This window comes from Pseudomonas sp. N2-3-1-14, assembly GCF_041228395.1.
Classification (GTDB): Bacteria; Pseudomonadota; Gammaproteobacteria; order Pseudomonadales; family Pseudomonadaceae; genus Aquipseudomonas.
Genome location: NZ_CP166199.1, coordinates 1,588,070 through 1,613,663, shown reverse-complemented (window position 1 = coordinate 1,613,663; position 25,594 = coordinate 1,588,070). Strand labels below are relative to the sequence as shown.

22 protein-coding genes are annotated in these 25,594 nt (G+C 61.7%); 12 read left to right on the top strand and 10 right to left on the bottom strand.

Translation table 11 applies throughout. The features are described 5' to 3' along the window. Positions 1-163: 163 nt before the first annotated feature. Positions 164-478, bottom strand: coding sequence for an amidase (locus tag AB5I78_RS07415; RefSeq protein ID WP_369300748.1), 315 nt, complete (start codon positions 476-478; stop codon positions 164-166). Further along, positions 475-1,548: a serine hydrolase domain-containing protein gene (locus AB5I78_RS07410; protein ID WP_369300791.1), complete on the bottom strand. Its 1,074-nt coding sequence runs from the start codon at positions 1,546-1,548 to the stop codon at positions 475-477. Before AB5I78_RS07410 ends, AB5I78_RS07415 begins: the two co-directional genes overlap by 4 nt. A gap of 186 nt (positions 1,549-1,734) precedes the next feature. On the opposite strand from AB5I78_RS07410, the gene olsB reads away from it, so the two are divergent. Together olsB and AB5I78_RS07400 are read left to right on the top strand one after the other, a co-directional pair. Beyond that, positions 1,735-2,490 (top strand): L-ornithine N(alpha)-acyltransferase, encoded by a 756-nt coding sequence (gene olsB / locus AB5I78_RS07405; RefSeq protein ID WP_119738887.1) that lies wholly within the window; start codon positions 1,735-1,737, stop codon positions 2,488-2,490. Then, a complete protein-coding gene (locus AB5I78_RS07400; protein WP_369300749.1) occupies positions 2,490-3,281 on the top strand; it encodes a lysophospholipid acyltransferase family protein in 792 nt (263 codons plus the stop codon). The genes olsB and AB5I78_RS07400 overlap by 1 nt, the downstream gene beginning before the upstream one ends. Positions 3,282-3,391: 110 nt before the next feature. Here the strand turns inward: AB5I78_RS07400 and AB5I78_RS07395 are convergent, their stop codons facing one another. Further along, positions 3,392-3,976, bottom strand: a complete 585-nt coding sequence (locus AB5I78_RS07395) for an ACP phosphodiesterase (RefSeq protein WP_145162778.1) — start codon at positions 3,974-3,976, stop codon at positions 3,392-3,394. Positions 3,977-4,130: 154 nt separating this feature from the next. On the opposite strand from AB5I78_RS07395, the gene AB5I78_RS07390 reads away from it, so the two are divergent. Genes AB5I78_RS07390 through AB5I78_RS07380 form a run of 3 tightly spaced genes read left to right on the top strand, consistent with a single transcriptional unit; the run spans position 4,131 to position 6,725 of the window. Next, positions 4,131-4,457: a helix-turn-helix transcriptional regulator gene (locus AB5I78_RS07390; protein ID WP_145162776.1), complete on the top strand. Its 327-nt coding sequence runs from the start codon at positions 4,131-4,133 to the stop codon at positions 4,455-4,457. A gap of 14 nt (positions 4,458-4,471) precedes the next feature. After that, complete coding sequence (locus tag AB5I78_RS07385; protein WP_017137251.1) at positions 4,472-5,638, top strand: MFS transporter; 1,167 nt, start codon at positions 4,472-4,474, stop codon at positions 5,636-5,638. A gap of 31 nt (positions 5,639-5,669) precedes the next feature. Further along, a complete protein-coding gene (locus AB5I78_RS07380) occupies positions 5,670-6,725 on the top strand; it encodes an alkene reductase (RefSeq protein ID WP_145162774.1) in 1,056 nt (351 codons plus the stop codon). A gap of 384 nt (positions 6,726-7,109) precedes the next feature. Here AB5I78_RS07380 and AB5I78_RS07375 read toward each other — a convergent pair whose 3' ends face one another. Then, positions 7,110-7,742 (bottom strand): TetR family transcriptional regulator, encoded by a 633-nt coding sequence (locus AB5I78_RS07375; RefSeq protein WP_027604391.1) that lies wholly within the window; start codon positions 7,740-7,742, stop codon positions 7,110-7,112. A gap of 286 nt (positions 7,743-8,028) precedes the next feature. Between AB5I78_RS07375 and AB5I78_RS07370 the strand changes: the two genes are divergently transcribed. The 7 genes from AB5I78_RS07370 (at position 8,029) to AB5I78_RS07340 (ending at position 20,065) form a co-directional block, all read left to right on the top strand. After that, the gene (locus AB5I78_RS07370; protein ID WP_119738874.1) at positions 8,029-9,177 is read left to right on the top strand and encodes an efflux RND transporter periplasmic adaptor subunit; all 1,149 of its coding nucleotides are present in this window, start codon (positions 8,029-8,031) and stop codon (positions 9,175-9,177) included. Positions 9,178-9,180: 3 nt separating this feature from the next. Beyond that, positions 9,181-12,345, top strand: coding sequence for an efflux RND transporter permease subunit (locus AB5I78_RS07365; protein ID WP_242194184.1), 3,165 nt, complete (start codon positions 9,181-9,183; stop codon positions 12,343-12,345). Next, positions 12,342-13,799 (top strand): AdeC/AdeK/OprM family multidrug efflux complex outer membrane factor, encoded by a 1,458-nt coding sequence (gene adeC / locus AB5I78_RS07360; protein ID WP_119738870.1) that lies wholly within the window; start codon positions 12,342-12,344, stop codon positions 13,797-13,799. The genes AB5I78_RS07365 and adeC overlap by 4 nt, the downstream gene beginning before the upstream one ends. A gap of 315 nt (positions 13,800-14,114) precedes the next feature. Further along, positions 14,115-15,812 (top strand): molecular chaperone HscC, encoded by a 1,698-nt coding sequence (locus AB5I78_RS07355; protein ID WP_369300752.1) that lies wholly within the window; start codon positions 14,115-14,117, stop codon positions 15,810-15,812. An 11-nt stretch (positions 15,813-15,823) separates the two neighbouring features. Beyond that, positions 15,824-17,443 carry a J domain-containing protein gene (locus AB5I78_RS07350; RefSeq protein WP_369300753.1) on the top strand — a complete coding sequence of 540 codons (1,620 nt, stop codon included), beginning with the start codon at positions 15,824-15,826 and terminating at the stop codon, positions 17,441-17,443. A 152-nt stretch (positions 17,444-17,595) separates the two neighbouring features. Next, positions 17,596-18,846, top strand: coding sequence for an OprD family porin (locus tag AB5I78_RS07345; protein ID WP_242194192.1), 1,251 nt, complete (start codon positions 17,596-17,598; stop codon positions 18,844-18,846). A 334-nt stretch (positions 18,847-19,180) separates the two neighbouring features. Further along, positions 19,181-20,065 (top strand): polysaccharide deacetylase family protein, encoded by an 885-nt coding sequence (locus AB5I78_RS07340; protein ID WP_262209272.1) that lies wholly within the window; start codon positions 19,181-19,183, stop codon positions 20,063-20,065. A gap of 112 nt (positions 20,066-20,177) precedes the next feature. Here AB5I78_RS07340 and pcaC read toward each other — a convergent pair whose 3' ends face one another. The 6 genes from pcaC to pcaH form a co-directional block, all read right to left on the bottom strand. Then, positions 20,178-20,576, bottom strand: a complete 399-nt coding sequence (pcaC, locus tag AB5I78_RS07335) for a 4-carboxymuconolactone decarboxylase (protein WP_145162760.1) — start codon at positions 20,574-20,576, stop codon at positions 20,178-20,180. A 72-nt stretch (positions 20,577-20,648) separates the two neighbouring features. Next, a complete protein-coding gene (gene pcaD, locus AB5I78_RS07330) occupies positions 20,649-21,440 on the bottom strand; it encodes a 3-oxoadipate enol-lactonase (protein ID WP_262209268.1) in 792 nt (263 codons plus the stop codon). A 10-nt stretch (positions 21,441-21,450) separates the two neighbouring features. Beyond that, entirely contained in the window at positions 21,451-22,815 is a 1,365-nt protein-coding gene (locus AB5I78_RS07325) for a 3-carboxy-cis,cis-muconate cycloisomerase (protein WP_369300754.1), read from the bottom strand. Positions 22,816-22,824: 9 nt separating this feature from the next. After that, positions 22,825-24,120 (bottom strand): MFS family transporter, encoded by a 1,296-nt coding sequence (locus AB5I78_RS07320; protein ID WP_145162753.1) that lies wholly within the window; start codon positions 24,118-24,120, stop codon positions 22,825-22,827. 186 nt (positions 24,121-24,306) lie between these two features. After that, positions 24,307-24,873, bottom strand: coding sequence for a protocatechuate 3,4-dioxygenase subunit alpha (gene pcaG / locus AB5I78_RS07315; protein ID WP_145162751.1), 567 nt, complete (start codon positions 24,871-24,873; stop codon positions 24,307-24,309). A gap of 1 nt (position 24,874) precedes the next feature. Beyond that, positions 24,875-25,579, bottom strand: a complete 705-nt coding sequence (gene pcaH / locus AB5I78_RS07310) for a protocatechuate 3,4-dioxygenase subunit beta (protein ID WP_145162748.1) — start codon at positions 25,577-25,579, stop codon at positions 24,875-24,877. Positions 25,580-25,594: the final 15 nt, after the last annotated feature.

The following is a 25,594-nucleotide window of genomic DNA, read 5'->3' as shown; positions in this document are numbered from 1 at the left end:
GCAAGCCCGCTCCCACATTTTGAGCTCAGTACATCAGGTAGACGCGTGTACTCGGTCAAATGTGGGAGCTGGCTTGCCTGCGAAGGCATCAACTGGTTATGCCTGATGTGCCGAGGTGCCTGCATCGCAGGCAAGCCAGCTCCCACAGGGAATCCTGGGTGTGTCAGGGGTTGAGGCGACAGCCTTGCCGATCACCCATCCAGCGCGCCGTATGCGTGCGCCCCAACCCACTCGCCGTCACTTCACTGCGCTCCGGGTTGTCGCTGAAGGCGCTGGTCGGCACGTATTGCTTCACATAGCCCAGGCAATACTCGGCCGGATTGTTCTGCACATACCGGCACGAGCAATATTCCTTGGCGGTGTACGCCGCGATGATGTCGGGGAAGGCTTGCAGGTTGACGCGCTCATGCCAGACCCAGCCCAGCAACGCGAGCAACAGCACTAGAAACAGGCTGATGAACGGGTGACGACGGATCATGGTTGCACCGCCGCGAGCACACGTTTGAGCAGTTCGTTGTGGCGGTACGTGCCGTCGCGGTCATCGCCGTAACGCACGATCACCAGGTGTTCATCGGGCAGCACGTACAGCGCCTGGCCCCAGTGGCCGAGGGCGGCGAAGGTGTCGGCGGGCGCGTCGGGCCATGGTTTTGGAGCGCCCCGGTTGAGCCACCATTGCCCGCCGGGCACGGCTTCGTCCTGGCCGGTTTTGTACTTGTCGAAGGGTTGGCGGTTGAAGGCGACCCATTCCTTGGGCAGCAACTGCTGCTCACCCCAGCGACCGTCGCGCGCCATCAACAGGCCGACGCGCGCCAAATCGCGGGCGGTGAGGTAGGCGTAGGAGGACGCGACGAAGGTTTCGTCGGCGTCGGTTTCCCAGGTGGCGTCGTGAATGCCCAGCGGCTTGAACAGCGCGTCCCACGGGTAACTCATATAGGCCTTGTGGCCGAGCATGCCTTTGAGGGTGGCGGAGAGGATGTTGCTGTCGCCGCTGGAGTAACGGAAGGCTTGGCCAGGTGCCGCTACGGCCTCGGTGTCGGCGGCGAACTCGGCCATGTCGGCGCGGCCACGGGTATAGAGCATCGCCACCACCGAGGATTTCAGCGGGGCGTATTCGTAATCTTCCTGCCAGTCCAGGCCCGAGGCCCAGTGCAGCAGGTCGGCCATCGTCACTTTGGGGTGCTGCTTCATCGGCGGGTAGAAGCGTGCGGCGGGGTCGGTGAGTTTGAAGCGATTTTCGCCATAGGCCACGCCGAGCACGGTGGCCATCAGGCTTTTGCTGATCGACCAGGTCAGGTGCGGCGTGCTCGCGGTAGTGGGTGCGGCGTAGCGCTCATAGATAATCTCGCCGTCGCGGATCACCAGCAGCGCGTCGGTGCGAATGCCTTGGCGGGTGGCGTCGTCACGGGTTGGGAACGCATAGGCAGTCAGAGCATCGACAGCGGGGCCGGCGAGTGCTGTGCCATGTGCCCAGTCCTTGTCAGGCCAGGTGTCGGCGTGGGCGGCAACGGTGACAAACAGCAGGGCAACGCACAACAAGCCTCGGACCATGGACGCGAACTCAAGGGGGGCATTCAAGCCCGCGAGCCTAGCCGAGGCGCATGACAGATTGGCGACATCAACGGCTGTCATCTAAGCGTCACCGTAACTTCATGGCGCTGACACCGAGCCTACATAGCCTGAGTTTGGACAAACAAGTCGACCGGCCGAAATGTGGCTGGCACTCGGAGATTCGCCATGACTCAGATCGCCCGCATCAGCGACACCGGCAATGAACGCCGCCTGCAAGCCGAACGCCTGATTGGCGCCAAGGCTTTGCAGGAAGCCCAGGCCCTGCGGTTCAACGTGTTCAGCGGCGAGTTCAACGCCAAGCTGAAAGGCGCGGAACTGGGTCTGGACATGGATGACTATGATGTTCACTGCAGCCACATCGGCGTGCGGGATTTGAACAGCGGTCGATTGGTCGCCACCACCCGTTTGCTCGACCACCAGGCCGCCAGCACCCTGGGCCGGTTCTACAGCGAAGAAGAATTCAGCCTGCACGGCTTGCTGCACCTGCAAGGCCCGATCCTGGAAATCGGTCGCACCTGCGTCGACCCGGCCTACCGCAACGGCGGCACCATTGCCGTGTTGTGGGGCGAGTTGGCGGAGGTCTTGAACCAGGGCGGCTACAGCTACTTGATGGGCTGCGCGAGCATCCCGATGCACGACGGTGGCATCCAGGCCCACGCGATCATGCAGCGCCTGCGCGAACGCTACCTGTGCAACGAACACCTGCGCGCCGAGCCGAAAAAGCCACTGCCGGCACTGGACCTGCCGTCCAACGTGATCGCCGAAATGCCGCCATTGCTCAAGGCTTACATGCGCCTGGGTGCGAAGATCTGCGGCGAGCCGTGCTGGGATGAAGACTTCCAGGTGGCCGACGTGTTCATTCTGCTCAAGCGTGACGAGCTGTGCCCACGTTATGCCCGCCACTTCAAGGCGGCCATGTGATGGCCCGCCTGCGTGTGTACGGGCGCATCGCCCGGGTGCTGTTGGTGGTCGCGCTGGGGCTGAGCATGGCCAGCGTGTTTGGCGTGTTCGAGCGTTTGGGCGTGGCCAACTCGATGGTGCGCCGCCAGCGCTGGTCGCGATTCTTTATGGCGCGGCTGACCCACGCCCTGCCCTTTCGCGTGACGGTGCACGGTGAGTTGCCGAAAACGCCGATGCTGTGGGTGAGCAATCACGTGTCCTGGACCGATATCCCACTGCTGGGCGCTGTGGCGCCGATGTCCTTTCTGTCCAAGGCCGAAGTGCGCACCTGGCCGGTGGCCGGCTGGTTGGCGGCCAAAGCCGGCAGCTTGTTTATCCGCCGGGGTTCGGGCGACAGCCAGTTGATCCGCAAGCAGATGACCCGTCACTTGGAGCAACAGCACCCGCTGCTGATGTTCCCCGAAGGCACCACCACGGACGGGCGCAGCCTGCGCACCTTCCACGGGCGTTTGCTGGCCAGTGCGATTGATGCCGATGTGTCGCTGCAACCGGTGGCGATTCGTTATTTGCGTGATGGGCAAGTGGACCCGCTGGCACCGTTTATTGGTGACGACGATTTGCTCTCGCACCTGACGCGCCTGTTTGCCAATGACCAGGGCGATGTGGAGATTCATGTGCTGCAGCCGATTGCGTGTGCCGGGCAGGAACGCGCGGCGCTGGCGTTCCAGGCGCAGCAGGCGGTGCAGAAGGCGTTGTTTGGGCCGTTGCCGGAGGCTAAGCAAGTGGATGCTCGGCCGGCGTTTGCTGCCTAAAGCGGGCACGCTCAAAAAAATGTGGGAGCGGGCTTGCTCGCGAATGCGGTCTGTCAGCAACAAATGTACTGACTGATACACCGCATTCGCGGGCAAGCCCGCTCCCACATTTAGATATCAGTAGTCAGAGAAGCTTGTGCAAACGCCTGCAACTCTGGATAGAACAGCCGAAAGTCTTCACTCAACGGCTCATACAACACCCGCAACTCCTGCATGGCATGCCTCAATTCCTCGGGCTGGGTCAAACGCCGCGAGATCCCGCGCAACACCTGTTCCATCACCGCGAACTCGCGGTACGAACCCAACCAATCATCCGCCGCCATATAGGGTGCGATCTGCGCCAGCCGTCCCGGCAACTGCGGCTCGGCCGCCAGCACGCGGTACACCTGCGCCGTGAAGCGCTCCAGCGGCTGGTCGGCATACAGCGCCCAGTCCCGCGCCAGGCAGTGATCGAAAAACACATCGAGGACAATCCCGGCGTAGCGCTTGCGGGTCAGGCTGAAGCGTGACAACGCCTCGCCCACCAATGGGTGGCTGTCGGTGAAGCGATCAATGGAGCGATGCAACTGGATCGCCGCTTCGATTTGCGGGCTGAACTGGCCCTGCAGGCGGCCTTTGACGAAGTCGCCATAGAGGCTGCCCAGCAATTGCGCAGGAAGTTGGCCGCCCAGGTGCAGATGTGCGAGATAATTCATGGCGCGCAGTCTACCACTGCCATCCATGTATCGTTATAACCCGATATACCGAAATAGCCGGTCTTAAGACCAAAAGCATATTGGTGTATCGGGATGTAACGATTTAAAGTTCGCCTCATCGCGATATAACGTTTTACGAAAACGAGCATCTGCCATGTCCATCGACCTCGACGAAATAATAAAAGCCCTGGCGCACCCAGTACGACGAGACATCCTCACCTGGCTGAAAGACCCGAAAGTGCAGTTCCCCGAGCAAGTGCACAACCACGAATACGGCATCTGCGCCGGGCAGATCGACCAGCGCTGCGGCTTGTCCCAGTCGACCGTGTCGGCCCACCTGGCGACCTTGCAACGGGCAGGTTTGATCAGCAGCCAGAAGGCCGGGCAGTGGCACTTTTTCAGACGCAATGAGGAAGTGATCCAAGCCTTTCTCACGGCGCTTACGACTGAACTTAGCGCTGAAATCATCGAACCGCTGTAACCAAGGAAACGCAAATGCCCCTCTCGCTACTCATACTGGCCCTGAGCGCCTTCGCCATCGGCACCACCGAGTTCGTCATCATGGGCTTGTTGCCCGATGTGGCGGCGGACCTGGGCGTGTCGATTCCCGGCGCCGGCTGGCTGGTCACCGGCTACGCCTTGGGCGTGGCCATCGGCGCCCCCTTCATGGCACTGGCCACCGCCAAGCTGCCACGCAAGGCCGCCCTCGTAGCGTTGATGGGCATCTTTATTGTCGGCAACTTGCTCTGCGCCCTGGCCAGTGACTACAACGTGCTGATGTTTGCCCGTGTGGTCACCGCGCTGTGCCACGGTGCGTTCTTTGGTATCGGCTCGGTGGTCGCCGCTAACCTGGTGCCGGCCAACAAACGAGCATCCGCGGTCGCCTTGATGTTCACCGGCTTGACCCTGGCCAACGTACTCGGCGTGCCGCTGGGTACCGCGCTGGGCCAGGAAGCCGGCTGGCGCTCGACCTTCTGGGCCGTGACAGTAATCGGCGTTGTGGCGCTGATCGGCCTGATCCGCTTTCTGCCGGCCAAGCGTGACGAAGAAAAACTCGACATGCGCGCCGAACTGGCCGCCCTCAAAGGTGCCGGCATCTGGTTGTCGCTGACCATGACCGCGCTGTTCGCCGCCTCCATGTTCACCCTTTTCACCTACGTCGCGCCGCTGCTGGGCGACGTCACCGGCGTGTCGCCCAAAGGCGTGACCTGGACCCTGCTGCTGATCGGCCTGGGCCTCACCGTGGGCAACATCATCGGCGGCAAGCTGGCGGACAAACGCCTGGCGGCCACCTTGATCGGTGTGTTCATCAGCATGGCGGTGGTGTCCACGGTGCTGACCTGGACCAGCGTCGCGGTGATCCCGACTGAAATCACCCTGTTCCTGTGGGCCACCGCCTCGTTCGCCGCCGTACCGGCGCTGCAGATCAACGTGGTGACCTTCGGCAAGGCCGCACCGAATTTGGTGTCCACTCTGAATATCGGCGCCTTCAACATCGGCAACGCCCTCGGCGCCTGGGTCGGCGGCAGTGTGATTGCCCATGGTTTCGGCCTGACCAGCGTGCCTTTGGCGGCTGCGGCCCTGGCGATCCTGGCCCTGCTGGTGACCCTGATTACTTTCCGTCAGAGCGGCGATGCCGACCTGGCTCCTGCGACCAACTGATCAATCCACTTAAACAGAAGGGTGTTATCCCATGACGACTATTTTCGATCCGATCAAACTGGGCGACCTGCAATTGTCCAACCGCATCATCATGGCGCCGCTGACCCGCTGCCGTGCCGATGAAGGCCGCGTACCCAACGCGCTGATGGCCGAGTACTACGTGCAACGCGCGTCTGCCGGGCTGATCCTCAGCGAAGCCACTTCCGTGACGCCGCTGGGCGTGGGCTACCCGGACACCCCGGGCATCTGGTCCAACGACCAGGTACGCGGCTGGGCCAATGTGACCAAGGCCGTGCACGGCGCGGGCGGCAAGATCTTCCTGCAACTGTGGCACGTCGGACGTATTTCCCACGAGTCGTACCTGAACGGCGAAACCCCAGTGGCACCCAGCGCGATCCAGCCTAAGGGCCACGTGAGCCTGGTGCGTCCGCTGGCCGACTACCCGACGCCTCGTGCGCTGGAAACCGCTGAAATCGCCGATATCGTTGACGCTTACCGCGTCGGCGCCGAAAACGCCAAGGCCGCAGGCTTTGACGGCGTGGAAATCCACGGCGCCAACGGTTACCTGCTCGACCAGTTCCTGCAAAGCAGCACCAACAAGCGCACCGACAACTACGGTGGCTCCCTGGAAAACCGTGCGCGCCTGCTGCTGGAAGTGACCGACGCCGCCATCGACGTCTGGGGCGCCGGCCGCGTGGGTGTGCACCTGGCGCCGCGTGCCGACTCCCATGACATGGGCGACGACAACCTGGCCGAAACCTTCACCTACGTCGCCAGCGAACTGGGCAAGCGTGGCATCGCGTTCATCTGCTCGCGTGAAAAAGAAGCCGGCGACAGCCTCGGTCCACAGCTGAAAAAAGCCTTCGGTGGCCCCTACATCGCCAACGAACGCTTCACCAAGGACAGCGCCAATGCCTGGCTGGCCTCGGGCAAGGCAGACGCGGTGGCCTTTGGCGTACCGTTTATTGCCAACCCCGACTTGCCAGCCCGCCTGAAGGCCGACGCGCCGCTGAACGAAGCGCACCCGGAAACCTTCTACGCCAAGGGCCCGGTCGGCTACATCGACTACCCAACCCTGGCGCTTTGATCGTCTGAAACGCAAAAGCCCCGGTTCGCAGGAACCGGGGCTTTTTACTGCGCGCTGGAATACCGGAGATTGAATGTGGCAGCAGGCTTGTGTGGAGCTGGCTTGCCTGCGATAGCATCGCTGCGGTGCCTCTGGCGCACTAAGGTGGCTGCATCGCGGGCAAGCCCGGCTCCCACCCAAGCCGCCCCAACATGTTGATTTGCGCCAGCTTTAGAAACATTCCTTCACAGGCTTGCAACAATATTGCTACAAAATACTTAGGCGGCTACCTATCAACCGGCCGCCAGCCCGTATATAAAGTCACCCCACCTTTCAGGCGCAAGGACGATCGACTGTCGCTTGTCTTTGCTGTTGACACAACTGGACGCAATTACGCATTTTGTCTTAATTGCGCAGGCTGGGGCTCAGGCGCAGCATGTCCAGCCCTGCATCAACCCAGCGCTCGGCCTCTTGATGCAACTGAAAGCTGTCGGGCACCAGAAGCCATTGGCCAATCAGCCCATTGATGTAGGCATGAATGCACACCGCACCACGGGTGGTGTCGAGATTTTCCGGAAGCTGCCCGCGATGGACCGCGTTACGCAATGTCAGGCCGATACGCAGGTTGCATTCCAGGCTATGGGTCTGGCGCTGGCGGCGCATGTCACACATTTCATCGGTGAACTCGCACTTATGAAACAAAATCTCATTAATGCGCCGGGTTTTCGGGTCCAGGGCCACCTGATGAAACAAATGAATCAACAGCTTGCGCATACAGCCAAGCGGATCGACTTCATCCTCGCTTTCACTCGCCCGGGCCAGTTCGTCCAGGGGTTCGTGCAGCGTGTCCAGCAGTGCCTGGAGCAAATCGGACTTGTTGCTGAAATGCCAGTAGATGGCACCGCGCGTCACACCGGCCAGCGCCGCGATATCCGCCAGCGTAGTGCGCGCAACGCCGCGCTCATAAAAGGCCTGTTCGGCGGCTTCGAGAATCTGGCTGCGCGTTTCCTGAGCTTCCTCTTTGGTGCGACGAACCATGGCAGTAAAACCTCAATCAGAACACTTGGGACTATCGATAACGCAGCTTTAATAGACGGTAACGATCATCTAAATAATTGTGGGACGACACCGTCATGGGCGCCGAACGTACTAAAATCGAGGCTTTTGGACCTGCTTTGTCAGCATTCCGCGAAGCCTGTCAAGAGTTTACAAACAACCATGAACGTAAGTATATTGCGTAGCAAGCTACTTATCTACTCACAGCTTGTTTTTTACCCTTCCACACTTCTTGTGCGCATTCTGCGCGCCTGACCCGAGGATCTTCATGCAACTTAAGCCAGCTGTTACCGCTCTGGTCACTGCCGTCGCCCTGGCATCGCTGCTCAGCGGATGTAAAAAGGAAGAAGCGGCTCCGCCCGCTCAAACCCCTCAGGTCGGCGTGGTCACCATTCAACCGCAAGCCTTTACCCTGACCTCCGAATTGCCGGGGCGTACCACCGCCTTCCGCATTGCGGAAGTTCGGCCACAGGTCAACGGCATCATTCTCAAGCGCCTGTTCAAGGAAGGCGCCGACGTGAAGGAAGGGCAACAGCTCTACCAGATCGACCCGTCGGTGTATGACGCGACCCTGAAAAGCGCACAAGCCAGCCTGACCCAGACCAAGTCCATCACCGACCGCTACAAGCAGTTGGTCGATGAGCAAGCCGTCAGCCGCCAGGAATACGACACTGCCGTCGCTAACCGCATGACTGCCGAAGCAAACGTTCAAACCGCCCAGATCAACGTGCGCTACACCAAAGTGTTCGCGCCGATCTCCGGGCGTATTGGCCGTTCTTCGGTCACCGAAGGCGCACTGGTCAGCAATGGCCAGGCCGATGCCATGGCCGTCATCCAGCAACTGGACCCGATCTATGTCGACGTCACGCAGTCTTCGGCTGAAATGCTGAAACTGCGCCGTGACCTGGAAAGCGGCCAGCTGGAAAAGGCCGGCGAAAATGCCGCCAAGGTCAAGCTGACCCTGGAAGATGGCAGCGCCTATGGCCAGGACGGCAAGCTGGAATTCTCTGAAGTGTCGGTCGACCAGACCACCGGTTCCGTGACTCTGCGCGCCGTGTTCCCGAACCCTGATCACACCCTGCTGCCGGGCATGTTCGTCCACGCCCAACTGCAAGCGGGTGTGAACAGCAAGGCCATTCTGGCCCCGCAGCAAGGCGTGACCCGTGACCTCAAGGGCATCCCGACTGCGCTGATCGTGAACAAGGACAACAAGGTCGAGCAACGTCAGCTGGTCGCCAACCGTACTGCCGGCGCCTACTGGCTGGTGGAAAAAGGCCTGGACGCCGGTGACCGCGTGATCACCGAAGGCCTGCAATTCATCAAGCCGGGCATCGAAGTCAAGGTCAAGGACGCAGACAACGCCAAACCCGCCGGCACTGCCGCAGCGCCTGCTGCCGATGCTGGTAAAGGGGAGTAATCCATGTCGAAATTTTTTATCGACCGTCCCATTTTCGCCTGGGTAATTGCCCTGGTGATCATGCTGGTCGGGGCACTGTCGATCCTGAAGTTGCCCATCAACCAATACCCGGCCATTGCGCCGACCGCCATCGACATCCAGGTGACCTACCCAGGCGCGTCCGCACAAACCGTGCAGGACACCGTGGTGCAGGTGATCGAGCAACAGCTCAACGGTATCGACAACCTGCGTTATGTTTCCTCGGACAGTAACTCCGACGGCAGCATGACCATCACCGTGACGTTCAACCAGGGTACCAACCCGGATATCGCCCAGGTTCAGGTGCAGAACAAGTTGAACCTGGCGACCCCACTGCTGCCGCAAGAAGTGCAGCAGCAGGGTATCCGCGTGACCAAGTCGGTGAAGAACTTCCTGATGGTAATCGGTCTGGTGTCGGAAGACGGCAGCATGACCAAGGACGACCTGTCCAACTACATCGTGTCCAACATCCAGGACCCGATTTCGCGGACCGCCGGTGTAGGTGACTTCCAGGTGTTCGGCTCGCAGTACGCCATGCGCATCTGGCTCGACCCGGCCAAGCTGAACAACTATCAGCTCACGCCAGTGGATGTCAGCACCGCGATCTCCGCACAGAACGTGCAGGTGGCTACCGGCCAACTCGGCGGCTTGCCTGCCGTGCCCGGCACCCAGTTGAACGCAACCATCATCGGCAAGACCCGCCTGCAGTCTGCAGAGCAGTTCGGCAATATCCTGATGAAGGTCAATACCGACGGCTCACAGGTACGCCTGAAGGATGTCGCCCGTATCGAGCTGGGCGGTCAGAACTACAGCATTGCGGCACAGTTCAACGGCAAACCGGCATCCGGCATGGCGATCAAGCTGGCGGCCGGTGCTAACGCTCTGGACACTGGCAAGGCCATCCGCGCCACCGTGGCGTCCCTGGAACCGTTCTTTCCGCCAGGCATGAAGGCGGTGGTGCCGTATGACACTACCCCGGTGGTGACCGAATCGATCTCCGGTGTGGTTGACACCCTGGTCGAAGCGATCGTGCTGGTGTTCCTGGTGATGTTCCTGTTCCTGCAGAACTTCCGCGCCACCATCATCACCACCATGACCGTACCGGTGGTATTGCTGGGTACCTTCGGGATCCTCGCTGCGTTCGGTTTCACCATCAACACCCTGACCATGTTCGGCATGATCCTGGCCATCGGCTTGCTGGTGGACGATGCCATCGTGGTGGTGGAAAACGTCGAACGAGTGATGGCCGAGGAGCACTTGTCGCCTAAAGAGGCGACGGTCAAGTCCATGGGCCAGATCCAGGGCGCCCTGGTGGGTATTGCCCTGGTGTTGTCCGCAGTACTGCTGCCGATGGCGTTCTTCGGCGGTTCCACCGGTGTGATCTACAAACAGTTCTCCATCACTATTGTTTCGGCGATGGCGTTGTCGGTACTGGTTGCCCTGATCTTCACCCCGGCCTTGTGCGCAACCATGCTCAAGCCGATCGACCCGGAAAAGCACGGCCAACCCAAGCGCGGTTTCTTCGGCTGGTTCAACCGCACGTTCGACCGTGGCGTACTGAGCTACGAGCGCGGCGTCGGCAATATGATCAAGCATAAGATTCCGGCGTTCCTGGTCTATGCGCTGATCCTGGCCGGCATGATCTGGCTGTTCATGCGCATCCCCGCCGCGTTCCTGCCCGATGAAGACCAGGGCGTGATCTTCGCTCAGGTACAGACGCCGGTCGGTTCTTCGGCGGAGCGCACGCAAACCGTCATTGACGACATGCGTGCCTACCTGCTGAACGACAAGGAAGGCGAGCCAGGCGAAGGCAAAGGCGTAAAATCGGTGTTTACCGTAAACGGCTTCAACTTTGCGGGCCGTGGCCAAAGCTCTGGCCTGGCCTTCGTGATGCTCAAGTCATGGGAGGAGCGCGACGCATCCAACTCGGTATTCGAAATTGCCAAGCGCGCCCAGACTTACTTCTCTCAGACGTTCAAGGACGCCATGGTGTATGCCATCGTGCCGCCTTCGGTTCTGGAGTTGGGTAACGCCACCGGTTTCGACGTATTCCTGCAAGACCAGGGCGGCGTCGGTCACGACAAGCTGATGGCTGCGCGCAACCAGTTCCTGGGTGCAGCGGCACAAAGCAAGATCCTGGCAGGTGTGCGTCCCAACGGCGTGAACGATGAACCGCAGTACGAGCTCAGCGTCGACGACGAGAAGGCCAGCGCCCTGGGCATCAGCCTGTCAGACATTCAGCAGACCTTGGCCATCGCCCTGGGTGGCAGCTACGTCAACGACTTCATCGACCGTGGTCGCGTGAAGAAAGTGTATGTGCAGGGCGATGCTTTCAGCCGGATGTCCCCGGAAGACCTGGATAAATGGTTCGTGCGCAGCACCTCCGGGAAGATGGTGCCAATGTCGGCCATCTCGTCGGGCAAGTGGATCTACGGCTCGCCGAAGCTCTCGCGCTACAACGGTGTAGCCGCGATGGAAATCCTCGGTACTCCGGCGCCTGGCTACAGTACCGGCGATGCGATGACAGAAGTCGAGCGCATTGCCAAGGACCTGCCGGCGGGTGTCGGTTATGCGTGGACCGGCCTGTCGTATGAAGAACGCCTGTCCGGCTCCCAGGCACCTGCGCTGTACGCCCTGTCGCTGCTGGTGGTGTTCCTGTGCCTGGCGGCACTGTACGAAAGCTGGTCGATCCCGATTGCGGTGATTCTGGTGGTGCCGCTGGGTGTGATCGGTGCATTGATCGCCACCAGCATGCGCGGGCTGTCCAACGACGTGTTCTTCCAGGTAGGCCTGTTGGTGACGGTGGGCCTGGCGGCGAAAAACGCCATCTTGATCGTGGAGTTCGCCAAAGAGCTTCACGAACAGGGCAAAGGCATCGTCGAGTCGGCCATCGAAGCCTCTCGTATGCGTCTGCGTCCGATCATCATGACGTCCATGGCGTTCATGCTCGGCGTATTGCCGCTGGCCATCTCCTCGGGCGCAGGCTCAGGCAGCCAGCACGCGATCGGTACCGGCGTAATTGGCGGTATGATCACCGCCACCGTCCTGGCGATCTTCTGGGTGCCACTGTTCTTTGCAACCGTGTCGTCTGCTGGCGAGCGCAACAAAAAGACGGACACTACTGAAACTCCTAAAGAGGCTGGCCAATGAGCAAGTCGCTACTTTCCCTAGCCGTCACGGCATTCGTGCTCAGTGGCTGCTCGCTGATACCTGACTACCAGCGCCCCGAAGCGCCGGTGGCAGCGCAGTACCCGCAGGGGCCGGCGTATTCGTCGGCCCAGGCGCCGGGCCAGGCCGCTGCCGAGCAAGGCTGGAAGCAGTTTTTCCATGACCCTGCCCTGCAGCAGCTGATCCAGACCGCGCTGGTCAACAACCGTGACCTGCGTGTCGCGGCCCTGAACATCGACGCCTATGCGGCGCAGTACCAGATCCAGCGTGCCGACCTGTTCCCGGCCATCTCGGCCACTGGCAGCGGCAGCCGCACGCGTACGCCGGCCAAGCTGTCGCAGACCGGCGAAGCGGGCATCACCAGCCAGTACTCGGCGGGCCTGGGGATCAGCTCCTATGAGCTGGACCTGTTCGGCCGCGTGCGCAGCCTCAGCGAAGAAGCACTGCAAAAGTACTTCGCCACTGAAGAAGCGCGGCGCAGCACCCAGATCAGCCTGGTGGCCAGTGTGGCCAACGCCTACCTGACCTGGCAGGCCGACAAGGAACTGCTCAAGCTGACCCAGGACACCCTCGGTGCATTCGAGCAGAGCTACAAGCTGACCTCGCGCAGCAACGAAGTCGGCGTGGCCTCGGCCCTCGACCTCAGCCAGGCGCGCACCTCGGTGGAAAACGCCCGTGTGCAACTGGCGCGCTATACACGCCAGGTGGCCCAGGACGAAAACAGCCTGACCCTGCTGCTCGGCACCGGTTTGCCGGCCAATATCGCCAGCAAGCCGCTGTCGGATGACCTGCTCAGCGAAGTGCCAGCCGGGTTGCCATCGGACCTGCTGCAACGTCGTCCAGACATTGTGCAGGCCGAGTACAACCTCAAGGCCGCCAACGCCAACATCGGCGCGGCGCGTGCAGCGTTCTTCCCAAGCATCAGCCTCACCGCCAGTGCCGGTACTGCCAGCCCAACCCTGGGCGGCCTGTTCAAAGGCGGTTCGGGCACCTGGTCGTTTGCGCCACAGATCAACATCCCGATCTTCAACGCCGGTAGCCTGCGCGCAAGCCTGGACTACTCGAAGATCCAGAAAGAGATCAACGTGGCCAACTACGAGAAGGCCATCCAGACCGGTTTCCAGGAAGTCTCCGACGGTCTCGCCGCGCGTGCGACCTACAAGCAGCAACTGGACGCCCAGCGTGGCTTCGTCGCGGCCAACCAGGATTACTACCGCCTGGCCGAGCGTCGCTACCGCATTGGTGTCGACAGCAACCTGACGTTCCTCGACGCCCAGCGCCAGCTGTTCAGTGCCCAGCAATCGCTGATCACCGACCGTCTGGCGCAGCTCAACAGCGAGGTCAACCTGTACAAGGCCCTCGGTGGTGGCTGGAACGAGCAGACCGCGAAGAACGAGCCTGTGAAAGAAGAAGCACCGGCACTGAAGTTGTTCTAATCGTGCTGTTGTAGAGAAAACCGCTTCCCTCACCGGAAGCGGTTTTTTTATGCCTGGCGATCAGCCTCCTATTTTCGTGGCGAGCGGGCTTGCCCCGCGTTGGGGCGCGAAGCGGCCCCCAAACCAGGCGCCCAATTTCCATCTGGCACTACGCGGCGCCTGAATTGGGGCGGCTTCGCCACCCAACGCGGGGCAAGCCCGCTCGCCACAACCTGCCCGCTCACTACAGGAAGCGGGCTTGCCTTGCTTTCTGCGGAACCTTTCAGGGTAAAATTGGTTACAGATTCTTACAGACCACAAAGGGAGCTTGTCGTAATGATCGTAGGAATCGACCTGGGCACAACCAACAGCCTGGCCGCCGTCTGGCGCGGTGACGCTGCCGAAATGGTGCCCAATGCCCTTGGCCAGTTGCTGACCCCGAGTGTGGTCGGCCTGGATGACCAAGGCCGCATCCTGGTGGGCCAAGCCGCCAAGGAACGCCTGCACACCCACCCGCACCTGACCACCTCGCTGTTCAAGCGCTACATGGGCAGTGCCACCGAAGTGCGCCTGGGCGACCGCTCGTTCCGCCCCGAAGAACTCTCGGCGCTGGTGCTCAAAAGCCTGAAAGAAGACATCGAGCGCACCTACGGCCAAACCGTCACCGAAGCCGTGATCAGCGTGCCCGCCTACTTCAGCGACGGCCAACGCAAGGCCACGCGCATCGCCGGTGAACTGGCCGGGCTCAACGTTGAAAAACTCATCAACGAACCCACCGCCGCTGCGCTGGCTTACGGCCTGCACCAGCGTGACAAGGAAACCTCGTTCCTGGTGTTCGACCTCGGCGGCGGCACCTTTGACGTGTCGATCATCGAGCTGTTCGACGGCGTGATGGAAGTGCGCGCCAGCGCCGGCGACAACTTCCTGGGCGGCGAAGATTTCGACACCTTATTGCTCGAACACTTCGTCGACAGCCAGCGCAATGCCCAGGGCTTCCCGCCCACCAGCACCGTGCTGCAAGCCCTGCGCCGCGAAGCCGAGCGGGTGCGCAAAGCCTTGGGCCAGGACGACAGCGCCGAGTTCGCCCTGCGCGTTGACGGCCAGCAATGGGCCACAACCCTCACCCAGGCTGAACTCGCCAAGCTCTACACGCCCTTGCTGGAACGCCTGCGCGCGCCGATTGAGCGCGCCCTGCGCGATGCGCGGATTCGGGTCGGCGATCTGGATGAAATCCTGCTGGTCGGCGGCACCACGCGCATGCCGCTGGTGCGCAAACTGGCCGCTGGCTTGTTCGGGCGCTTCCCGTCCATCAGCCTCGATCCAGACCAAGTGGTCGCCCACGGCGCGGCGATTCAGGCAGCGCTGAAGGCCCGTTCGGCAGCGCTGGAAGAGATTGTGCTGACCGACGTCTGCCCGTACACCCTGGGCATCGAAACCTCGAACCAATATGGCGGCCATATCGAAAGCGGGCATTACCTGCCGCTGATCGAGCGCAACAGCAGCGTGCCGGTCAGCCGGGTCAAGAGTGTGGTCACCCTCCACGACGAACAGACCCGCGTGCTGTTGAAAATCTACCAAGGCGAAAGCCGTCTGGTGAAAGACAACATCGAACTGGGCCAGTTGGAAATTCCCGTGCCCAAGCGCAAGGCCGGCGAGGTCTCGCTGGACGTGCGCTTCACCTACGACAACAACGGCTTGCTCGAGGCCCAGGTGAACATTCCGCTGACCGGCGAGCAGCATTCACTGGTGATCGAGAACAACCCCGGCGTGCTCAGCCCGCAGGAGATCCAGCAACGCCTGCAAGCCCTGGCGCTGTTGAAAATCCACCCGCGCGACCAGCAGGTCAACACCGTACTGACCGCCCGCCTCGAACGGCTCTACCAGGAAAACCTCGGCGAGTTGCGCGAACAACTCGGGCACTGGGCCGCGCAGTTCCAGCAAGTGCTCGACACCCAGGACGAACGCCGCATCCGTGAGGCCCGCAGCGAACTTACCCGCCAACTTGAGCAACTCGACAACGGGTTCTGGCGCTGAGAGAGAACGACATGGACTGTTGGACAGTGTTGCAACTGGCGGACGATGCCGACGAGCGCACCATCAAGCGTGCTTACGCGCGACTGCTGAAAAGCTGCCGCCCGGACGACGACGCCGAGGGTTTCCAGCGCCTGCGTGAGGCTTACGAACAAGCGCTGCATATCGCGCGCTGGCGGGCCGAGCATGAGGACGAAGAGGTCGAAGTCATCGACGCGCCAGTGGCCGAACTGGCCGACGGCAACCCGCATGAATACGCGCAGTTTGACGATACTCGCCTCGTCAGCCCTGCCCTGTTCGACCTGCCGCCCGAGCAAACGCGCGCGCAAGCGCTGATCAACGGGCTGGGCGCTCACACCCTCGACAAGCGCTGGGAACAGGCCCAGCATCAACTCTGCGCCGATGCGTTCCAGGCAGCTCTGCTGCGCCACTGTTTCGATGCCCCCGGTGAGCGTGCGGCAATTGCCGCCTGGGCGGTGCAGCACTTGGAATGGCTGACGCCTTGGCAACGTGTGGCGATGAGCCCCTGGCAACATGAGGCGCTAAGCGGCGAGCAGCTGCAGGCGTATCGCCAGGCGCTGCAGGAACAGCTGGAGCAAAAGGCCGAGCGCGAGTTCGTCAACCTGCTTAAAGCCTACAACCAGCAACCCTGGCTGCGCGTGTTCGACCTGCAACAACAATGGCAGCGCATCGTCCTGCAATTGCTCCACGACACCACGTGGAGCGTGCCGTTGTTTGAGCGCGTCTGCCAGGTCTTTGGCTGGGATGACCAGAAAGGCCTGCACCCCGAGCCCGAGTGGATGTGGCGGGGCCTGGTTGAACGCTGCGAACAGGAGAGTTTCTACGACACCCTGTTGGAAAAAGCCCACAACGGCCCGCGCAACGCACCCGACACCTTGCCCGCACGCTTGCTGCTGACGCGGATGCCGACTGCCGAACAGCTCCGTTTGGTGTCCCAGTTTGGTGATGATCAGTGGAACGCGTGCCAGCAACTGTCGCAAAAGTTTGCCTGGCGCTATCCGTCGTTACTGGAGCGCCTGCCGCAACCCGATGTATTTTTTTGGCGAACATTTTTGCCGCGCCCGGTCTCCGGACAAACCTGGGGCAGGGTGTGGGGCGGGCTGGCCATTGCCACGTGCGTGGCCTCCATTCACCTGAAAAAAGGCCCGGTGCCGCTCGAACTCTTCATCTTCATGTTGATGACCTTCCTGCCGACCGTCGTCGCCATACGCCTCACTCAGGGCTGGGCCGCCATCACCTCGCGATTCCTCGTTGCCGACCTATGGCTGAGCGAGAGGCTGTTGCCCCAACGCTTCAACCCACGCCAATACTGGTTGGTCCTGCGCCACGGTATTCCGCAAGTGGGGATGCTGGTGATGTTCGGCTTTTTGCTCGGCGTGATGGGCATAGTGACGTACCTGGGCATGATCCTGATCCACTTGTTCAGCCACCGGCGCATGGGCACGGTCGACGAATCCTTCAATGCCAAATGGCCGTGGATCAGCGGCCTGCATTGGAGTTACTGGAGCCCCTGGCAACTGGTGTTTCTGGTGGTCATGGTGGTACTGACGCTCGCGTTCCAGCTGTACCTGCCTGCCTTTCCGTTGACCCGCCTGGTTGAATCTCGACTGTAACTTTCCCAAGGGCGGGCAGCCGATGCAGGCATGCCCGCCAACTTGCGTTCGATCATCGCCCACAAACCGCCCTGCCCCACTTTCATCACATCCATACCGCCAAGCACCATGGCCGGCACCTGCATAACCCCAATAACAACAGGTCCAACACCATGAGCATTTTCCAACCGCGCCAGCTGTGGCTGGCGACCGCTGTCGCCAGTCTTGCACTCCCTGTCGTCGCCGAAGAACACGGCTTTCTCGAAGACGCCAGCGCCAACCTCAACCTGCGCAATTTCTTCTTCAACCGCAATTACACCAACCCGACCAAAGCCCAGGGCGGCGCGCAGGAATGGACGCAAAGTTTCATTCTCGACGCCCGTTCCGGCTTCACCCAGGGCACGCTGGGTTTGGGTATGGATGTGCTGGGGTTGTACTCACAAAAGCTTGATGGCGGGCGCGGCACCGGTGGCACCCAGCTGCTGCCGCTGGACCACGACGGCCGCCCGGCCGATAACTTCGGGCGCCTGGGAGTGGCGTTCAAGGCGCGGCTTTCCAAGACCGAACTGAAGGTCGGCGAGTGGATGCCGGTGCTGCCGATCCTGCGCGCCGACGACGGCCGTTCCCTGCCGCAAACCCTGCGCGGCGGGCAGATCACCTCCAAGGAAATCGACGGCCTCACGCTCTACGGCGGTCAGTTCCGCGCCAACAGCCCGCGCGATGACAGCAGCATGACGGACATGTCGATGTCCGGTAAAACCGCCTTCACCTCCGACCGCTTCAACTTCCAGGGCGGCGAATATGCGTTCAACGACAAACGCACCCAGATCGGCATATGGAATGCCCAGCTCAAGGACATCTACCGCCAGCAGTACGTCAACCTGATCCACAGCCAGCCCGTGGGTGACTGGACCCTGGGCGCCAACCTCGGGTTCTTCTACGGCAAGGATGACGGCAGCGCCCGCGCGGGTGAGCTGGACAACAAGACCTGGTCCGGCCTGTTTTCTGCGCGTTACGGTGGCAACACCTTCTACGTCGGCCTGCAAAAACTCACCGGCAACAGCGCGTGGATGCGCGTCAACGGTACCAGCGGCGGCACCCTTGCCAACGACAGCTACAACGCCAGCTACGATAACGCCCAGGAAAAATCCTGGCAGGTGCGCCACGATTTCAACTTTGTCGTCCTCGGCCTCCCGGGCCTGACCCTGATGAACCGCTATATCAGCGGCAGCAACGTGCACACCGGGGCCATCACCGACGGCAAGGAGTGGGGCCGTGAGAGCGAACTGGGCTACACCGTGCAAAGCGGCGCCCTCAAGGATTTGAACGTGCGTTGGCGCAACTCCAGCATGCGCCGCGACTACAGCAACAATGAGTTCGACGAGAACCGCCTGATCGTCAGTTACCCGATCAGCCTGCTGTAGGCGTCCGTCAGTGCGAATGGCAGCCGCGACTTGATTGGTCGCGGCTGTTTTCTAGCAAGTTGCCTCAATGGGAGCGGGAACGTTCCCCGCCAATACCTCAAAACTCACGCGCGCACGGCAATGACCATATCCGTCTTGGCAGCGGCGTGGGTCATGCACAAGGCAATGGCGGCGACGACCCGAACCCCTTACGCGTGAAGCCAGCCCGCCCCTTCAAGACAGGCGGCACGATTTACCGCTGATGACAGCCGCGCTCATGCTGTATCGTGCACGCGCCCATCACCCGGCACAGGGACTCAACGACACGGATGACCAGCTCTGAACCCAGGCCGCCATGAAATACCTGATTGTCATTCTGTCGATTCTGCTCACCGGCTGCATCGGCGCGCCTATCGCGCTGACGCCGCAGACCGAACAACGCCTGCAAGCCCAGGCGCCGATCCGTTTTCTGCTGACCTTTGATGACGGCCCCAGCGCCTCGGGCTACAACAACCCGAGCCGCTCGGTGGTGGCTGACCTGGCGAATAACCCGGTATTGCCGGGCATCAAGGCGGTGTTCTTCCTGCAGACCGAAGCCTCCCGCTCAGGCGGCAGCCCGCGGGGCCGCAAGACCATGGTGCGTGAATACGCGGCGGGTCACGTGCTGGCCTTCCACACCGCCACCGGGTTTCACACCAACCACCGCTGGTTGAGCGACGCCGAGCTTGAAAGCACCCTCAGCCAGGGCGCGGCCGATATCGCCGCCATCACCGGCGCCTCACCCGCGCTGGTACGTCCGCCCTTCTGGAACTACGACAAGCGCACCTTCGCCGCCTACCAGCGCCACGGCATGCACGTATTGCTGACCGACCTGAGTGCCAATGACGGCAAGATCTGGGGCTTCAACGGCAGCCCACGGCGCCGGGCGAATTTGTATCGGCAGCTTTCGGTGGTACGCGAGCGCATCGCGCTGGGCGAGTTACCGACAGTGGACGGCGTAATACCGGTGGTGGTGACCTTCCATGACATCAACCGCTACACCGCGCGGCACCTGCAGGAGTACTTGCAGATCCTGATGGACAGCGCTCGGATCAACGGCATGAAGACTGCGGCCGAGCCGTTCTACACCGACCGCGCCGTGCTGGAACGCGCGGCGCTGGCGCGCACGGTCAAGGATGTGAATGAAGTGGTGCACCTGCCGGGGGTGTGGAACTGGGTATGGGATGCGGATTCCCACTGAAACCCATGTGGGAGCGGGCTTGCTCGCGAATGCGGTGGGTCAGTCAATTTATCTTTAACTGATCCACCGCATTCGCGGGCAAGCCCGCTCCCACACTTGAGTGCCTTTCAAATCAATCCTGTTGGCGCGACTCCACGCCGAGCTCATCCCATACCGACTCGGCGAGGTGGAAGGTCGCATTCGCCGCCGGAATCCCACAATAGATCGCGCTTTGCATCAGCACTTCCTTGATCTCGGCGCGGGTCACGCCGTTGCTGGCAGCGGCGCGCAGGTGCAGTTTCAGTTCTTCACTGCGGTTCATGCCGATCAGCATGGCGATGGTGATCAGGCTGCGGGTGTGCCGCGGCAGGCCGGGGCGGGTCCAGATATCACCCCAGGCGTGGCGGGTGATCATTTCCTGGAACTCGCTGTTGAATTCGGTCAGGGCATTCAGGCTGCGGTCGACATGTGCGTCGCCCAGTACTTCGCGGCGCACTTGCAGGCCGGCGGCGTAACGGTGTTTCTCGTCCACAAAAAAGCTCCTGGTTCAATTGGATCTCGGCTCGATCACCGGTGGTGGTGGCAAGCGCGCTCGTCACACGGTTTATTCAGCCAGCAAGAACCTCAGCACCCGGTGACTGAAATCAGCCCCGGCCTGGACGTTGGACAGGTGGGCCGCATAGAACTCGGCGTACTCGGCGCCCTTCACGTGGTTCTGGATAAAGTGGCTGCCGGCCGGCGGTGTCACTGCGTCCTCGGTCCCGGCAATCACCAGGGTCGGCACCTTGATCGATGCCAGCTGCTCGCGAAAATCCGCATCGCGCACGGCGGCGCAATTGGCGGCGTAACCCTCGGGCGACGTAGCGGCGAGCATGTCGGTAATCTGCCTGGCCTGGTGCGGGTTGGCGGCGGCGAAATCGGCGGTGAACCAGCGGGCGATAGACGCATCACGCAGCGCCACCATGGCGGCCGGGCCATCGCGCAGGACCATCTCGATACGCGGGTTCCACACCTCCGGCGTGCCGATCCTGGCCGCGGTGTTACACACCACCAGCCGCTGCAAACGGTCACCGGCATGGATGCCCAGCCACTGACCGATCAGGCCGCCCATGGACAGCCCGCAAAAATGCGCACGCTGGATCTGCAGCGCATCCAACAGCGCGATCACGTCGTGGCCCAGTTGCTCAATGCTGTACGGCCCCTCGGTGACCAAGGACTTGCCGTGGCCACGGGTGTCGAAACGCACCACGCGAAAATGCTCGGTGAAGGCCGGGATCTGGATGTCCCACATATGCAGGTCGGTGCCCAGGGAGTTGGACAGCACCAGCACCGGCGCGTCGAGCGGGCCGTCCAGTTGGTAATGCAGTTCGCCCTCGGCGAGTTGTACAAATGGCACAGCGGTCTCCTTACGCGGTCAAGGAAAAATGATCGGCCACCGCGCGGGTGACCCACGTGTGCGCCTGGCCGAGGTAGTGGGCCGGGTCGAGCAGGCGGTCCAGTTCAGCGGCTGACAACTCGGCGGTGACCTGCGGTTCGTCGGCCAGCACTGCACGCAGATGGCGCCCGTCGGCAACGGCGCGTTTGCAGCATTGCTCCAACAGATGGTGCGCGGTTTCCCGGCCCAGGCGCTGGGCAAGCACGCTGCTGACGGCTTCGGCCAGCACCAGGCCCTGGGTCAACTCAAGGTTGCGCGCCATGCGCTCAGGGTCGACCTCCAGCCCGTCGGCCACCAGCAGCGCCTGCTGCAATGCGCCGGACACCAACCGGCAAATGTCCGGCAGGGTTTCCCATTCGGCATGCCACAGGCCAAGGCTGCGCTCATGTTCCTGAGGCATGGCGCTCAACATCGTCGCCACCAGGCCCGGCACGCGGGTCGCCGTGCTGATCAGTACGGCGGCGCCCACGGGGTTGCGCTTGTGCGGCATGGTCGATGAACCACCTTTGCCGGGCGCCGAGGGCTCGAACACTTCCGCCGCTTCGGTCTGCATCAACAGGCTGATATCACGCCCCATTTTGCCCAGGCTGCCGGCGATCAGGCCGAGCACACTGGCGAACTCCACCAGCCGGTCACGGTGGGTGTGCCAGGGTTGCTCGGGTAAATTCAATTGCAACTGCGCAGCCAGGGCTTCGGCCACCGGCATTGCCTGCTCACCCAGCGCCGCCAGCGTTCCGGACGCGCCGCCAAACTGCAGCACCAGCAGGCGCGGTTTGAGCTCGGCAAGACGCTGACGATTGCGCGTCACCGCCCCCAGCCACCCGGCGATTTTCATGCCCAGGGTCACCGGTGTCGCATGCTGCAACCAGGTGCGCCCGGCCAATGGCACGCGCGCATAACGCTGGGCCTGCACGGCAAGCGTCTCACCCAATTGCGCCAGGTCAGCGTCGATCAACGCCAGCGCGCGCCGCAGTTGCAGGACCAGGCCGGTGTCCATCACATCCTGGCTGGTCGCGCCCAGATGCACATAACGTTCGGCGCCAGCGTCTTCACTGGCGATCAATTTGCCCAGCGCTTTCACCAAAGGAATCGCCGAATTGCCCGCCGTGGCAATCGCCACGCCGAGCGCATCCACGTCGTACAAAGACGCCAGACACGCCTGGGCAATCGGCGCGACGGCGGCCTGGGGAATCAAGCCGACCTGGGCCTCGGCGCGGGCCAGTGCGGCTTCAAAGTCCAGCATGCCCTGCAAACGCCCCTGGTCACAGAACACATCGGCCATGCTGTCAGCGCTGAAGTAGGCGTCGAACAGTTGATTGCTCGTGCGCAGTGTCATAACTCTTCCTTACAGATCGTGGTGCAGATACGCCGCCTGCTTGGGCAGGCGCAGGCTGAACAGGAAAGCAATCGCCATCATCACGGTGACGTACCAATAGAAGCCGTTCTCCATGCCCATGGATTTCAGGCCCAGCGCGACCACTTCAGCCGAGCCGCCGAAAATCGCGTTGGCCACCGCGTACGCCAGGCCCACGCCCAATGCACGTACCTGGGGCGGGAACATTTCGGCTTTGACCAGGCCGCTGATGGAGGTATAGAAGCTGACAATCGCCAGGGCCAGGGTGATCAGCACAAAGGCCAGGAACGGACTGCTGACGGTTTTCAGGGTCAGCAGGATCGGCACGGTGCACAGCGTGCCCAAGGCGCCGAACCACAGCATGGAATTGCGTCGGCCGATCTTGTCCGCCAGCATCCCGAACAACGGCTGCATGCACATGTAGAGGAACAGCGCGCCGGTCATGATGTAACTGGCGGTCTTGGCATGCATCCCGGCCGTGTTCACCAGGTACTTCTGCATGTACGTGGTGAACGTGTAGAAAATCAGCGAGCCGCCGGCGGTGTAACCCAGCACCGTGATAAAGGCCGCGGTGTGATTGCGCAGCAGCGCGGTGATGCTGCCGGCGTCCTTGTGTTCGCGCATTTCCTTGGTGGTGGTCTCTTTCAAGGTACGGCGCAGCAGTAAGGAGATGACCGCCGCGACGGCACCGACCACAAATGGAATCCGCCAGCCCCAGGCGCGCAGTTCGTCTTCGCTGAGAAATTGCTGCAGGATCACCACCACCAGTACCGCGAGCAATTGCCCGCCGATCAAGGTCACGTACTGGAAGGAGGCAAAGAACCCGCGCTGGCCCTTGAGGGCGACCTCACTCATGTAGGTGGCGGTGGTGCCGTACTCGCCGCCCACCGATAAGCCTTGAAACAGGCGCGCCACCAACAACAGGATCGGCGCCCAGATGCCGATGTCCTTGTAGGTCGGCAAAAACGCAATAACCAGCGAGCCGGCGCACATCATCAGCACCGCGATCATCATCGAATTCTTGCGGCCGTGCTTGTCGGCCAGACTGCCGAACACCCAGCTGCCAATAGGGCGCATCAAGAAGCCGGCAGCGAACACGCCGGCGGTGCTGAGCAGTTGTACGGTGGGGCTCTCCGACGGAAAAAATGCCGGGGCAAAATAGATGGCGCAGAAGGCATAAACGTAGAAGTCGAACCATTCGACAAGGTTGCCGGACGAGGCCCCGACAATTGCAAAAATCCGCTTGCTGCGTTCTTCTCCGGTGTAGTGAATCGTTTTTGTTGTCATGTGTTTTTCACTCAGTGGGAACGGTTATAGCCTAGACATACTTTGCAACAACCATGTTCCGCAAGCAGACTTTTGGATACTTGTCGCCTCGAAGGGTCTCATCGCGGGCAAGCCCGCTCGCACATTTTGATTGGGGACACCTTTAAATGTGGGAGCAGGCTTGCCTGCGACAGGTTTTAAGCCATCTCAGTAATCGAAGAACACCGTTTCCTTATCTGTGCCCTGCAAAATCACATTCCACTGGTGCACACCACCCGCATCCGCTTTGGCAATCAAGGTGCCGCGACGCTCAGCCGGCACACACGCCAGCAACGGGTCATCGCCATTCAACGCTTCACCGTCAAAATAAATCCGGGTCAGCAAGTGCTTTACCAGCCCACGCGCAAACACCAGCACCACCAAGTGCGGCGCCTGGGTCGTACCCGCAAGCCCTGGCACGCTGCCCGGCTTGATCGTGGTAAAGCGAAAGCGCCCTTCGGCATCCACCGGCACTCGCCCAAAGCCTTCGAAGTTGGGATCGACGGCTTTGGCCTGGTCATCTTCCGGGTGGTCGTATTTGCCCGCAGCATTGGCTTGCCAGACTTCAAGCATGGCGTCGTTGACGACATCACCGTTGCCGTCCACCACTTGCCCGCTGATCGCCACGCGTTCGCCAAGGGTGGCCGGCACGGTCAGGTCTTCGCGGTTCAGCCAGGTCAGGCCAATGTGGTAATACGGCCCGACGGTGTGGGACGTGGTTGCGTAAAGGCTCATCTCATTTCTCCATCGGCGTGGCGTCGCGGCCGCGCAGGACAATGTCCCAGCGGTAGCCGAGGGCATAGGAAGGAATGGTTTTTTCCAGGTCGAAGCTGGCGATCAGGCGCTGCTTGGCCGAGGTGTCCGGCACGCAGTTGTAGATCGGGTCGTACTCCAGCAATGGGTCGCCGGGGAAGTACATCTGCGTGACCAGCCGCGTCAGCACGCTGGGACCAAACAGCGAAAAGTGGATATGCGCCGGGCGCCACGCGTTGTGGTGGTTGCCCCACGGGTAGGCGCCGGGCTTGATGGTCTGGAACTGGTACCAGCCATCCGCGTCGGTGACGGTGCGGCCGGTGCCGGTGAAGTTCGGGTCCAGTGGCGCGTCATGCAGGTCGCGCTTGTGGTTGTAGCGACCGGCGGCGTTGGCTTGCCAGATCTCCACCAGAATGCCCGGCACCGGCAGGCCGTTTTCATCCAGCACGCGGCCATGAATGATGATGCGCTCGCCCTGAGGCTCGCCCTCGTGCTGGGCAGTCAGGTCGTTGTCCTTCTCATTGACGCGTTCGGCACCGATGCTGGGGCCGGTGATCTCTGACAAGGAATGCGGCAGAAACACCAACGGCTGAGACGGCGAACGCAAGTTCGTCGACTGGTAGGCCGGGTGCAGGTAATCGGGTTGAGTGCCCGCTTGCGGGCGCCGGTATCCGGGCTTGTCACTCATGGAGCCATCCTCTCT

Excerpts from the sequence above, each read along its gene's own strand:
- pcaG (WP_145162751.1), bottom strand. The coding sequence starts at position 24,873 with ATGAGCCTTTACGCAACCACGTCCCACACCGTCGGGCCGTATTACCAC.
- AB5I78_RS07345 (WP_242194192.1), top strand. The coding sequence starts at position 17,596 with ATGAGCATTTTCCAACCGCGCCAGCTGTGGCTGGCGACCGCTGTCGCC.
- AB5I78_RS07395 (WP_145162778.1), bottom strand. The coding sequence starts at position 3,976 with ATGAATTATCTCGCACATCTGCACCTGGGCGGCCAACTTCCTGCGCAA.
- AB5I78_RS07410 (WP_369300791.1), bottom strand. The coding sequence starts at position 1,548 with ATGGTCCGAGGCTTGTTGTGCGTTGCCCTGCTGTTTGTCACCGTTGCC.
- AB5I78_RS07355 (WP_369300752.1), top strand. The coding sequence starts at position 14,115 with ATGATCGTAGGAATCGACCTGGGCACAACCAACAGCCTGGCCGCCGTC.
- AB5I78_RS07350 (WP_369300753.1), top strand. The coding sequence starts at position 15,824 with ATGGACTGTTGGACAGTGTTGCAACTGGCGGACGATGCCGACGAGCGC.
- AB5I78_RS07380 (WP_145162774.1), top strand. The coding sequence starts at position 5,670 with ATGACGACTATTTTCGATCCGATCAAACTGGGCGACCTGCAATTGTCC.
- AB5I78_RS07320 (WP_145162753.1), bottom strand. The coding sequence starts at position 24,120 with ATGACAACAAAAACGATTCACTACACCGGAGAAGAACGCAGCAAGCGG.
- AB5I78_RS07400 (WP_369300749.1), top strand. The coding sequence starts at position 2,490 with ATGGCCCGCCTGCGTGTGTACGGGCGCATCGCCCGGGTGCTGTTGGTG.
- olsB (WP_119738887.1), top strand. The coding sequence starts at position 1,735 with ATGACTCAGATCGCCCGCATCAGCGACACCGGCAATGAACGCCGCCTG.
- AB5I78_RS07385 (WP_017137251.1), top strand. The coding sequence starts at position 4,472 with ATGCCCCTCTCGCTACTCATACTGGCCCTGAGCGCCTTCGCCATCGGC.
- AB5I78_RS07415 (WP_369300748.1), bottom strand. The coding sequence starts at position 478 with ATGATCCGTCGTCACCCGTTCATCAGCCTGTTTCTAGTGCTGTTGCTC.
- AB5I78_RS07340 (WP_262209272.1), top strand. The coding sequence starts at position 19,181 with ATGAAATACCTGATTGTCATTCTGTCGATTCTGCTCACCGGCTGCATC.
- AB5I78_RS07390 (WP_145162776.1), top strand. The coding sequence starts at position 4,131 with ATGTCCATCGACCTCGACGAAATAATAAAAGCCCTGGCGCACCCAGTA.
- AB5I78_RS07365 (WP_242194184.1), top strand. The coding sequence starts at position 9,181 with ATGTCGAAATTTTTTATCGACCGTCCCATTTTCGCCTGGGTAATTGCC.
- pcaH (WP_145162748.1), bottom strand. The coding sequence starts at position 25,579 with ATGAGTGACAAGCCCGGATACCGGCGCCCGCAAGCGGGCACTCAACCC.
- AB5I78_RS07370 (WP_119738874.1), top strand. The coding sequence starts at position 8,029 with ATGCAACTTAAGCCAGCTGTTACCGCTCTGGTCACTGCCGTCGCCCTG.
- AB5I78_RS07325 (WP_369300754.1), bottom strand. The coding sequence starts at position 22,815 with ATGACACTGCGCACGAGCAATCAACTGTTCGACGCCTACTTCAGCGCT.
- AB5I78_RS07375 (WP_027604391.1), bottom strand. The coding sequence starts at position 7,742 with ATGGTTCGTCGCACCAAAGAGGAAGCTCAGGAAACGCGCAGCCAGATT.
- adeC (WP_119738870.1), top strand. The coding sequence starts at position 12,342 with ATGAGCAAGTCGCTACTTTCCCTAGCCGTCACGGCATTCGTGCTCAGT.